This is a genomic window from Azospirillum isscasi (assembly GCF_030849505.1).
GTDB lineage: Bacteria > Pseudomonadota > Alphaproteobacteria > Azospirillales > Azospirillaceae > Azospirillum > Azospirillum isscasi.
This window is the reverse complement of record NZ_JAUJFI010000215.1, coordinates 1-7706: the sequence shown is the minus strand read 5'-3', so window position 1 is coordinate 7706 and position 7706 is coordinate 1. Positions and strand designations below refer to the sequence as shown.

At 72.0% G+C, this 7706-nt stretch carries 9 protein-coding genes; 3 read left to right on the top strand and 6 right to left on the bottom strand.

Features of this window, described 5'->3' with window-relative positions; translation table 11 throughout:
• The coding region (gene gndA / locus QSG27_RS26260) for an NADP-dependent phosphogluconate dehydrogenase (protein WP_306711412.1) at positions 1 to 981 on the top strand (981 nt) is incomplete at its 5' end.
• Between the two features lie 171 nt (positions 982 to 1152).
• Here gndA and QSG27_RS26255 read toward each other — a convergent pair.
• From QSG27_RS26255 to QSG27_RS26245, 3 genes are all read right to left on the bottom strand, one after another.
• The gene (locus QSG27_RS26255; RefSeq protein ID WP_306711410.1) at positions 1153 to 1956 is read right to left on the bottom strand and encodes an oxepin-CoA hydrolase, alternative type; all 804 of its coding nucleotides are present in this window, start codon (positions 1954 to 1956) and stop codon (positions 1153 to 1155) included.
• A complete protein-coding gene (locus QSG27_RS26250; protein ID WP_306711408.1) occupies positions 1953 to 2411 on the bottom strand; it encodes a PaaI family thioesterase in 459 nt (152 codons plus the stop codon). The genes QSG27_RS26255 and QSG27_RS26250 overlap by 4 nt, the downstream gene beginning before the upstream one ends.
• Before the next feature lie 61 nt (positions 2412 to 2472).
• The gene (locus tag QSG27_RS26245; RefSeq protein ID WP_306711406.1) at positions 2473 to 3453 is read right to left on the bottom strand and encodes a S1C family serine protease; all 981 of its coding nucleotides are present in this window, start codon (positions 3451 to 3453) and stop codon (positions 2473 to 2475) included.
• Between the two features lie 178 nt (positions 3454 to 3631).
• Here QSG27_RS26245 and lysM point away from each other — a divergent pair, with 178 nt between their 5' ends.
• Together lysM and QSG27_RS26235 are read left to right on the top strand one after the other, a co-directional pair.
• Complete coding sequence (gene lysM / locus QSG27_RS26240) at positions 3632 to 4108, top strand: peptidoglycan-binding protein LysM (RefSeq protein ID WP_306711404.1); 477 nt, start codon at positions 3632 to 3634, stop codon at positions 4106 to 4108.
• Positions 4109 to 4273: 165 nt separating this feature from the next.
• Complete coding sequence (locus QSG27_RS26235; protein WP_306711402.1) at positions 4274 to 5161, top strand: regulator of G-protein signaling domain-containing protein; 888 nt, start codon at positions 4274 to 4276, stop codon at positions 5159 to 5161.
• 9 nt (positions 5162 to 5170) lie between these two features.
• Here the strand turns inward: QSG27_RS26235 and QSG27_RS26230 are convergent, their stop codons facing one another.
• The 3 genes from QSG27_RS26230 to QSG27_RS26220 all read right to left on the bottom strand — a co-directional run.
• Positions 5171 to 5923, bottom strand: a complete 753-nt coding sequence (locus QSG27_RS26230; protein WP_306711400.1) for an ABC transporter permease — start codon at positions 5921 to 5923, stop codon at positions 5171 to 5173.
• Entirely contained in the window at positions 5920 to 6885 is a 966-nt protein-coding gene (locus tag QSG27_RS26225) for an ABC transporter ATP-binding protein (RefSeq protein ID WP_306711398.1), read from the bottom strand. Before QSG27_RS26225 ends, QSG27_RS26230 begins: the two co-directional genes overlap by 4 nt.
• Positions 6882 to 7706, bottom strand: an 825-nt coding sequence (locus QSG27_RS26220) for an ABC transporter permease (protein WP_306711396.1), incomplete at its 5' end; no start/stop codon positions are given. The genes QSG27_RS26225 and QSG27_RS26220, both read right to left, overlap by 4 nt.

The window sequence follows — 7706 nt, the reverse complement described above, 5'->3', positions numbered from 1 at the left end:
GCCGGCGGCGACGCGGCGGCGCTGGCCCCCGTCGCCCCGCTGCTGACCGCCATCGCCGCCCGCGCGCCGGACGGCGAGCCCTGCTTCGCCCGCGTCGGGCCGGAGGGGGCGGGCCATTTCGTGAAGATGATCCACAACGGCATCGAATACGCCGACATGCAGCTGATCGCCGAGGCGTATCATCTTCTGCGCCAGATCGGCGGCTGCTCCTACGAGCGCTTGGCCGATCTGTTCGCGGAATGGAACGGCGGGGAACTGGCCTCCTACCTGATGGAGATCACCACCGCCATCCTGCGCACGAAGGACGGCGAGACCGGCGCCCCGATCCTGGAGGTGATCCGCGACGCCGCCGGGCAGAAGGGCACCGGCCACTGGGCGGCGACCACCGCGCTGGAGCTGGGCATGCCCGCCCCGACCATCGCCGAGGCCGTGCACGCCCGCTGCCTGTCCGCCCTGAAGGAGGAGCGGGTGCGCGCCGCCGAGGCGCTGGCCATCCCCCACGCCCCGGCCACGGAGGATCTGGTCGCCGCGGTGGGCGACGCCCTGCTCAGCGGGCGGATCGCGGTCTACGCCCAGGGCTTCGCGGTGATCGCGGCGGGCAGCCGGCAGTTCGGCTGGGACGTGGATCTGGCGGCGGTGGCGCGCATCTGGCGCGGCGGCTGCATCATCCGCGCCCGCCTGCTGGACCGCATCCTGACCGCGCTGAACCGCGCGCCGGAGCTTCCGAACCTGATGCTGGACCCCGACATCGCCGGTCTGATGACGCGCGGCGACGCCGGTTTCCGCCGTGTGGTCGCCGCCGCGACGATGGCGGCGGTGCCGGTCCCGGCCATGGCGTCCGCGCTGTCCTATTGGGACGGCTACCGCAGCGGGCGGCTGTGGGCGAACATGATCCAGGCCCAGCGCGACTATTTCGGCGCCCATGGGTACGAGCGCACGGACCGTCCGGGCATGGTGCACACGGAGTGGACGGCGGGGTGAGTTGAGGTGGTCGCGTTGGCCCCCCTCCCGGCCTCCCCCCACTTCGCTCTCGCGCAAGCATAGCTTGCGCTGACGCGGCAGGCGGACCATGGTCCGCCGAGAGCGGGGGGGAGGAGAAAGCCCTCCCCTGCGAAGCGGGGGAGGGTCAGGGTGGGGGCTCTACGCGACCCCTCACCCCTTCGGAAACACCGGCGCCCGCTTCTCGAAGAAGGCTGTCACGCCCTCCCCGGCCTCGTCGTGGAACAGCGACTCCACGAAGGCGTCGCGCTCGCGGTCGAGCTGCGCCGGCAGCCCGCCATAGGCCGCCTCCAGCAGCCCCTTGGCACGGCCCAGCGCCGCGGTCGGGCCATCGGCCAGCCGCTCCGCCCAGGCGCTCGCCTCGGCCAGCGCGCCGCCGGGGGCGGTGACGCGGTTGACCATGCCGAGCTGCGCCAGACGCGGCGCGCCCACGCGCCCGCCCTCGAACACGATCTCCGCGGCGAGCTGCGGCGGCAGCGCGCGGGCCAGCGACGCCGTGCCGCCGCCGTCCGAGGTCAGCGCGACCTTGATGTAGGCCAGCGTGAAGACCGCGTCCTCCGCCGCGACGATCAGGTCGCAGGCCAGCGCCAGCGGGAAGCCCGCCCCGCCCGCCGGCCCTTCCACCGCGGCGATCACCGGCTTCGGGCAGGCGCGCAGGCTGCGGATCATGGCGTGGAAGCTCTCCACCCCCGCCCGCACGGCCTCGCGGTCGCCGTTGCGGGCGTCCTTCAGCCATTTCAGGTTCCCGCCGGAGCAGAAGGCCCCCTCCGCCCCGGTCAGCACCACGGCCCCGACGCCCGGATCCTCTGCCGCCGCGTCGAAGGCGGCACGGGCCGCCTCCATCAGCGCCGGGCCGATGGAGTTGCGGGTGGCCGGATCGTTGATGGTCAGGCGCAGCACGCGGCCGTCCTGCGAAAGGTCCAAACCAGTCTTCTTGTCGTTCATCTTATCGTTCATCGGGGCGCTCCCTCCGGATTTTCGCTTCCGGGGCGATATTTGAACATTCCTTCGGCGGACGCCAGCAGCGCGCCGCCGTCCCTGCCGCCGTCCTTGCGCCGCACCTCCCCCCGGCAGCCGACGATCTTGCGCCCGCCGCCCAGCAGCGTGCCGCGGGCCACCACCGTGCCCTCCGCCACCGCGCCCAGGAAGCTGGAGGTCAGCGACAGCGTGACCACCCGGCGCGAATGGCCGGGCACCGTGCAGTGCGTCGCCGCGAATCCCATCACGGTGTCGAGCAGGGTCATCAGCGCGCCGCCGTGCAGGACGCCGCCGCGGTTGCGGTGCTGCGGGCCAATGGTCAGCTCCACCTCCGCCACGCCCTCGTCCCACCGCACCAGCCGGTAGCCGAGCAGATCCTGGAAGCCGGAGGCCGGCTCCCCCTTCATCAGATCGTCGCCCAAAAGATCGTTCATGAAAGCGCTCTCCAACCCTTCCTCTTCGTTTGGAGGCGCCAGTGTCGCACAAATGCGTGCGTCAGTGCCGCCGCGCCGCCTTCAAAAAGCGCTCGCGGTCGCTGGAGCCGACGCGCATGTCGAACACGTCGCCTTCCCGCTCCATGGTCAACGGCACGTCCACCCCCGCCGGACCGAGGCCCCACAGCGCGCGGTAGAAGTCGGCCAGCGAGCCCACCGGCTGCCCGGCCACGGCGCGCACCACGTCGCCGGCCCGCAGCTCCGCCCGCTGCGCCGGCCCGTCGCCGGCCAGCCCGACCAGCACCACCCGTTCCCGCTCGTCCTGCGTGGCGTAGAGGCCGAGCCAGGGGCGCGGCGGGCCGGCGACGCGCCCGCGGGTCATCAGGTCGTCCAGGATCGGCTTCAGCAGGTCGATGGGAACGCTCATGTTCAGCGGCAGGATGCGCTCCTCCGGCGCCCGGTACTGAAGCTGGAGCGAACCGATGCCCAGCAGTTCGCCCCCCGCCCCCAGCATCGCCGTGCCGCCCCAGTTCGGGTGGGCCGGCAGGGTGAACAGCGCGTCGTCGATCATGTATTCCCAATAGCCGGCGAACTCCTGCCGGGCGACCACCCGCGCGGTCAGCGACCGCGCCCGCCCGCCGGCCCCGGCGACCACCACCGGGTCGCCCAGCTGCACATGGCGGGAGGAGCCGAGCATCAGCGCCGGCACGCCCAGCGGCGACAGCGCCTGCACCAGCCCGAATCCGCTGGTGTGGTCGTAGGCCACCACATGGGCCTGCACCGCCCGCCCGTCGTTGGTGGTCAGCCACACCTCCTCCGCCTCGGCGATCAGATAGCCGATGGTCAGGACCAGCCCGTCGCCGCGGATGACGGCGCCCTGCCCGGCCCGCTCCGTCCCCAGAACCCCGGCGGTGTAGGCGTCCTCCGGGACATGGGCGCGCAGCCCGACCACGGCGGACAGCGCCCGGTCCAGGTCATAGGCCAGATCATCCGGGTCGGGCTGGAATTGCGGCGGAATCCGCCAGTCTTCGGACGGGTTCATCGGCGGCTCCTTTGCGCAGGGGCGGGATGATCCTCTCCCCTTTCGGCGTCACTCTCCATGGCCTTATCTGGGAAGTCGAACGCGGCTGCGAAGCCCGGCGTTCCGCACCCCCTCCTCCGCGCGCGAAACCGGCGGGGCCGCGGCGGTGTTGTCCGGGATCGCTTCACCGAGGGAGGACATGATGGGCCTGTTCGATTTCTTCCGCCGCGATCACGGCGAAAAGGTCGGCGACTCGGACACCCCGACCGCCGAGCAGTTGAAATCCCACCTGTCGCAGGTCGGCCTGCCCACGAACGGGCTGGACATCCAGGTCGCCGACGACACCGTGACCGTCCGCGGCAGCACCGCCTCGCAGGAGGAGAAGGAGAAGATCGCGGTGGCGCTGGGCAACGTGAAGGGCGTGTCGCGGGTTGACGACCAGACCGCGGTCACCGGCGGCGCCCAGGACCAGCCGACCATGCCGCCCCAGGAGCAGCCGGCCAGCCAGACCCGGTTCCACACGGTGGAGAAGGGCGACACCCTGTCCGCCATCGCCAAGAAGGTCTACGGCGACCCGAACCGCTACGCGGCCATCTTCGAGGCGAACAAGCCCATGCTGAAGGACCCCGATAAAATCTATCCCGGGCAGGTTCTGCGCATCCCGCCGCAAGGATGAACCCGGCGTCCCGCGGCGGGGTCCAGGTCCCGCCGCGGGACGCTGCCAATTCGGTCCGCTGAGGTGCAAATCGCCGGAACTCCCCCGTAACCGACCGATCTCGCGTTGCTCCGCCCAGGCCCGTTCGGCAGGCTTGCCCCCACAACCGGCAGGGAGGCGCAGGCCATGAAGATTATGGGATACCCGGACGAACTCATTCCGCGCTTCGCGGCGGCCAGCCTGGGCACCCACCAGACCCAGCCGGCCTGCGCGGCGTTGCTGGCGGGGCTGGCCGACGCGGAAAAGGCGTTCGGGTCGATCACCTGGAACCGGGTGATGCTCCAGGCCCTCGCCAAGCCGGAGCCGCTGGACGAGGACACCATCCACGCCTACGAAAGCGAGGTGGACAACGCCATCGACCGCGTGTTCCGCAAGATGAAGATGGTCAACACGCTGGCCGCCGCGGCCGCCAAGGATCTGGGCGTCCTGGCCAAGGCGAACCCGAAGGACGCGGTGGCGAAGAAGGCCCTGGCCGCCGTCAAGGCGGTGCCGGGCGTCACGGGCAAGCTCGTCAAGGCCATCGAGGAGGCCATCGCCAAGGACCGCAAGGACATCAAGGCCCGGCTGGCGAAGGACGAGGCGGACTATGAGAAGCAACGCAAGGCCGCCGAGAAGGCGCAGGCGAAGACCAACGGCGGCCAGTTCGTGAACCCCTTCCAAGGCAAAGGCATCGACGACGTCCTGAAAAGCAGCAAGCTGACGTTGCTGCTTCATGCCTTCGCCAAGACGGAGCACACCGGCGAGAACGTCGAATTCCTGTCGGTCACGCGCAAGGGCATCGACCAGCGGGGGGCGCTGAAGCTGTACGGCACGTTCATCGACCCCAACGCCGCGAAAAGCCTGAACATCTCGGGCCAGCAACGCACGGATTTTTCCAATGGGATCGGCAACGGCGCCTATGTGGGGGTTCTGAAGGACATCCGGAATCATGTCGAGCTGGTCGTGAGCACGGAAACCCTGAAGCGGGCGAAGGAACTCGGCGAGCCAGCCCTGCGCAAACTCGGTTACAAATGATGAGAACCGTCAGGCGGCGCCGGGCCTCCAGCGGGAGAACAGCGCCGCCAGCCGGTCGAACCCGGCGTCCAGCACCACCGCCAGGGCCGCGACGATCACCGCCCCCTGGATGACGTAGGCGGGGTTGGAGCCGTTCAGCCCGACGATGATCGGCAGCCCCAGGGTCTTCGCCCCGACCGTGGAGGCGATGGCCGCCGTGCCCAGATTGACGATCGCCGCCGTCCGCACCCCGGCCAGGATCACCGGGGCGGCCAGCGGCAGCTCCACCCGCCACAGCATCCCGCCCGGCCCCATGCCCAGCCCGCGCGCCGCCTCCCGCACCGGCTCCGGCACCGAGTCCAGCCCGGCCACCGTGTTCTCCACGATGGGCAGCAGCCCGTAGAGCGTCAGCGCGATCAGCGCCGGGGCCGGACCGAAGCCCAGCACGGGCACCAAGACGGCCAGCACCGCCACCGGCGGGAAGGTCTGCCCCATCGCCGCCACGGCGGCCAGGATGCCCCGGAACTCCGCGCCGAAGGGCCGCGTCACCGCGATGCCCGCCGCCCCGCCCAGCAGCACGGCGGCCAGGGTCGAGGCGCCGACCAGCGCCAGATGGTCGAGCGTCAGCGCCAGGAAACCGTCGGCCTCGTACAGGGGCCGGTCGAGCGCCGGAAAGGCCGCGGCGAACAGCGGCTTCAGCGCCGGCATGCCGAACAGCAGCGCCGCCAGCGCCAGCAGCCCCAGGACCATCCGGTCCGCCAGAAGACGCCGGACGCCGCTCATGCGCGGTCCGGCGTGCGCAGGAGGTCGGCGAGGTGGATCACGCCCGCCGGGCGCCCCTGCCCGTCCACCACCGGCAGGCGGTCGGCGCCCCGCGCCACCATCTCCGCAAGCGCGCGGCGCAGGGAGGCCCCCGCCGGCACGGGTTCGCCCAGGGAATCGCCCAGGGACTCGCCGAGCGGAGCGGCCTCGCCGGCCCGCAGGCGCTCCGCCACCGTCTCCACCGCCAGCCGCTTCAATCCCCAATCCTCGCGCCCCACCAGATCGCGCACCGTGGCGCCGGCGGGACGGGTCAGGATGTCCAGCGGCGTGCCGGTCTGCACCAGCCGCCCGCGGTCCAGCACGGCGATCCGGCTGGCGAGCGCCAGCGCCTCGTCCATGTCGTGGGTGACGAAGACGACGGTGGTGCCCATTGCCTTGTGGATCGCCGCCATCTCCGCCTGCAAGGCCCCGCGGGTGATCGGGTCGAGCGCGCTGAACGGCTCGTCCATCAGCAGGATGCGCGGCTCCGCCGCCAGCGCCCGGGCCACGCCGACCCGCTGCCGCTGCCCTCCCGAGAGCTGGTGCGGGTAGGCGCCGCGGTAGCGCTCCGCGTCGAGGCTGAGGAGCGTCAGGAGTTCCGTCACCCGGTCGCGCACCCGCGCCTTCGGCCAGCCGAGCAGGTCCGGCACGGTGGCAATGTTGCGCTCCACCGTCCAGTGCGGGAACAGCCCGACATCCTGGATGACGTAGCCCATGCGGCGGCGCAGCGCTTCGGGCTTGAGGCGGGCGATGTCCTCCCCCTCCACGCGGACGGTGCCGACGTCCGGCGCGATCAGCCGGTTCACCATCTTCAGCAGCGTCGATTTGCCGGAGCCGGACGGCCCGATCAGCACGCGGAACTCCCCCGCCTGGACGGTGAAGGACACCTCGTCCACCGCCGTCCAGGCGCCGAACCGCTTGGTCACCCCGTCGAACGCGATCACGCCGCCGGCCTCCCGATCCGCGACAGGGCCAGGGCGGACGCCAGCTTCAGCGCCGCGTCGGCGGCGACGGCCAGCAGGATCACCGGCACCGCCCCCAGCAGCACGAGGTCCAGCGCGTTGGCGAACAACCCCTGGAACATGATCGCTCCCAGCCCGCCGGCCCCGATCAGCGCCGCCACCGCGGCCAGCCCGACCGCCTGGACCAGCGTGATCCGCAGGCCGGACAGCAGCACCGGCAGGGCCAGCGGCACCTCCACCCGCCAGAAGATCTGGCCCGGCGTCATGCCCATGCCGCGCGCCGCCTCCCGCGCCGGCTCCGGCACGCCGGCCAGCCCCGCCGCCGTGTTGCGCGCAATGGGCAGCAGCGAATAGAGCGTCAGCGCGATCACCGCCGGCACCGGCCCCACCCCGCCGAAGCCCAGCGCCGACAGCGGCGCCAGCAGCAGCCCGAACAGGGCGATGGACGGGATCGTCTGCACGACGTTCAGCACGGGGAAGACCAGCCGCCCCACGGCGGGCGACCGCTGCGCCCCGATCCCCAGCGGCACCCCGATCAGCAGGGTCGGCGCCAGCGCCGCCACGACCAGGGCGGCATGGCGCAGCACGGCGTCGGCGAAGACGTCCCGCTGGTTCGCGTATTCCTTCATGATCGAAAGCTGGTCGAGATGCCCGGCGGCCAGTTGCCCGCCGATCAGCGCCGCCGCCAGCGTCCCCACGGCGATCCGCCCGCCCGGCCCCAGCCCCAGCCGCCGCACCCCGTCCAGCACGGCGAGCAGCGCCGCCGCCTCCATCACCCAGAAGCCAGACCCGAAGGAGGTCCG

Excerpts from the sequence above, each read along its gene's own strand:
- QSG27_RS26255 (WP_306711410.1), bottom strand. The coding sequence starts at position 1,956 with ATGAACGATAAGATGAACGACAAGAAGACTGGTTTGGACCTTTCGCAG.
- QSG27_RS26250 (WP_306711408.1), bottom strand. The coding sequence starts at position 2,411 with ATGAACGATCTTTTGGGCGACGATCTGATGAAGGGGGAGCCGGCCTCC.
- QSG27_RS26245 (WP_306711406.1), bottom strand. The coding sequence starts at position 3,453 with ATGAACCCGTCCGAAGACTGGCGGATTCCGCCGCAATTCCAGCCCGAC.
- lysM (WP_306711404.1), top strand. The coding sequence starts at position 3,632 with ATGATGGGCCTGTTCGATTTCTTCCGCCGCGATCACGGCGAAAAGGTC.
- QSG27_RS26235 (WP_306711402.1), top strand. The coding sequence starts at position 4,274 with ATGAAGATTATGGGATACCCGGACGAACTCATTCCGCGCTTCGCGGCG.
- QSG27_RS26230 (WP_306711400.1), bottom strand. The coding sequence starts at position 5,923 with ATGAGCGGCGTCCGGCGTCTTCTGGCGGACCGGATGGTCCTGGGGCTG.